The 2174-nt window shown below is 60.4% G+C and carries 2 protein-coding genes and 1 pseudogene; all 3 read right to left on the bottom strand.

Annotated features, from left to right (window positions below):
- Positions 1–201: pseudogene (locus tag B3605_RS16920) on the bottom strand (hypothetical protein); the annotation flags it as partial.
- Between the two features lie 70 nt (positions 202–271).
- A complete protein-coding gene (locus B3605_RS16915) occupies positions 272–1273 on the bottom strand; it encodes an ABC transporter substrate-binding protein (protein ID WP_112945655.1) in 1002 nt (333 codons plus the stop codon).
- Positions 1274–1306: 33 nt separating this feature from the next.
- On the bottom strand, positions 1307–2174 hold an 868-nt coding region (locus B3605_RS16910), incomplete at its 5' end, for an LLM class flavin-dependent oxidoreductase (protein ID WP_296435171.1).

Here is a 2174-nt window from a genome sequence, read left to right as displayed (position 1 = left end):
CGATTCCGGATCGCTCTTCACGGCGTTGCCGATGAAGTAGTAGTCGAAGAGGCCGCGCTCGGCGGTCTGGATGGTGTCCGCCATGAACTCGGGATCGACGGTTCCGGTATTGCTCGCCTCCGGCAGCCTCCAGGCGGTCCTATGGTGTCCGGTTGGCCAGATCGAGTATCCGATCTTCAGTTGGCGCTTGTCTTTGGTCATCTTGAATTCCTTCAAAGCCCCGCAGGCGCAGCCGGTCGGGCCGGCTGCGTGCTGGCTTGATGCATGTGATTTACTTTGCGGTCGGCAGCAGGTGGTCGGCGATGGAGACACCAGCAGCGACCTGATCTGGTGCCGCGGCAACGCCCGAGTCGATCCATTCCTGCGTAGCGGCAACGTCCACCGGGCCGGCGACATACTTGGCTGTCGTCAGAAACGCGAGGTTCTTCAGCTTCTGCGGATCGCCGGCGGACAGTTCGTTAAAATCGAGCTTGTCGAATTCCTTGGCGAGCTCGACGCGCCTGGCCTCGTCCTGGCCGTTGTACCAGGCAGCGAATTCCTTGTAGGCGTTGGCGAAGGCTTTGGCGGTATCCTCATTCTTGGCTGCCCACTCGGTCGTCGTCCACCAGCCTGCTTGCAGCGCTGCCGGGTTCTGGTACTTGGCGCTATCCGGGTCGATGATCGACCGGAAGTGATATCCAGTTCCGACACCGTCGTTGAGATAGGCGACCTGGAAGCCCAGTGTCTGGATCGCGTCCACCGCGCCATTCTGCAATGCTTCAGGAAGCGCGCTCACCTGCTTGATAACGCTGAATTTTACGTCCTTCGCGGTTAGCCCGTTGCCGTTCAGGAACTTGTATGCAAAGACCCGGAAGAAGGGCACGCCACCGAGACCGAGCGTGCGTCCCTTGAGGTCCGCGATGGTCTTGATGTCGCTGTCTTCCTTGACCAGGAAATTCACAGCCGGGCTCGGATGGTTCGCGCCGGCGACGAGCTTGATGTCGAAGCCGTTATGGATGGCGTTCACGCCCGCGAAGGTGTCGGCATAGGCAATGTCCGCGCTTCCCCCTTTGACCGCGGCTATCGTTTCCGTGCCTGTCGCAAGTGGAACCAGTTCGACCTTCAGGCCGTGCTTCGCGAGAAAGCCTTCCTTCTCGGCGATCGGGATATTGTAGGTCTGCGGCGTTAGCGCGATGCGAATGGTCTTCAGCTCTTCCGCGAAAACAGAGCTTGAGGCGAGCGTGGCGACGACCGATACGGAGATCGCGAGAACCTGGCGGCGATAAATGCTCATTATGATCTTCTCTCAAATGAAGGGCGGGAAAGTTTATGCGGCGGCTTCGGTCGCTGTCGTCTGCTTGCGCAGGGCGGGCGCAACCTCGTTCGCCAGGATTTCAATCGCGCGAACCTGATCGGCCTGCGGGACAGCGCGCCAATCGATCTGGAAGATGTGCCGGTCGTGGCCGATGCGCGCTCTCTGGTGCGCGAGCTTGGCAATCACGTGTTCGGCGTCCCCAACGATAATGTTCGAGTTCAGATCCGCTGCCGTCTCTTCGAACTGCTCGCGCGTCGGCGCCGGCTTTCCACGGTTGAGGCGCATGTTGGAAACGTAGGCCTGGTAGTGCGGGAAGAACGTATCGAGCGCCTTTCGTCGATCGTCGCCGATATAGGCGTGAGCGCTGAGCGCCACTTTCAGGCGCTCTGGTTTCCATCCGCGTTCGGCACCCTTGTTGCGATAGGTCGCGACGAGGCCGGCCAGTCGGTCGAATTCTGTGGCCGGCGCGCCGGTCTGAACCGATAGTCCAAGCCGCGCGGCTCTTTCGAAGCTCTGCTCGGTCAAGCCCGTTGTCTGCCAGATGCTGAGGTGCTCGCCATATGCGCGCGGCCAGACGATGAGGTCCTCGAGTGGGGGCCGGCTCTTGCCCCCGAATGTTATCTTTTCAGATGCATCGATCGCCGCGATGAGTTCGATCTTCTCGTCATAGATCCATTTCCGATCTTCATAGTCGACGCCGAAGAGGTCGTAGGATTCGAGGAAAACGCCGCTTCCCAGTCCGATCTCCGCGCGACCCGCGGAGATCTGGTCGAGTGTGGCGAACTGCTCATAAAGCCTCACGGGATCGTCGGTGGTCAAAACGATCGTCGCCGTGCCAAGCTTGATCGTCTTGGTGCGGCTGGCTGCGGCGGCAAGAACC

Source organism: Rhizobium sp. UBA1881, assembly GCF_002338015.1.
Classification (GTDB): Bacteria; Pseudomonadota; Alphaproteobacteria; order Rhizobiales; family Rhizobiaceae; genus Rhizobium.
Note: the sequence above shows the minus strand (reverse complement) of the source record. Positions and strands in the feature narration are given on the sequence as shown.

Bases quoted from the DNA above. Each gene is read 5' to 3' on its own strand.
- B3605_RS16915 (WP_112945655.1), bottom strand. From the start codon at position 1,273: ATGAGCATTTATCGCCGCCAGGTTCTCGCGATCTCCGTATCGGTCGTC.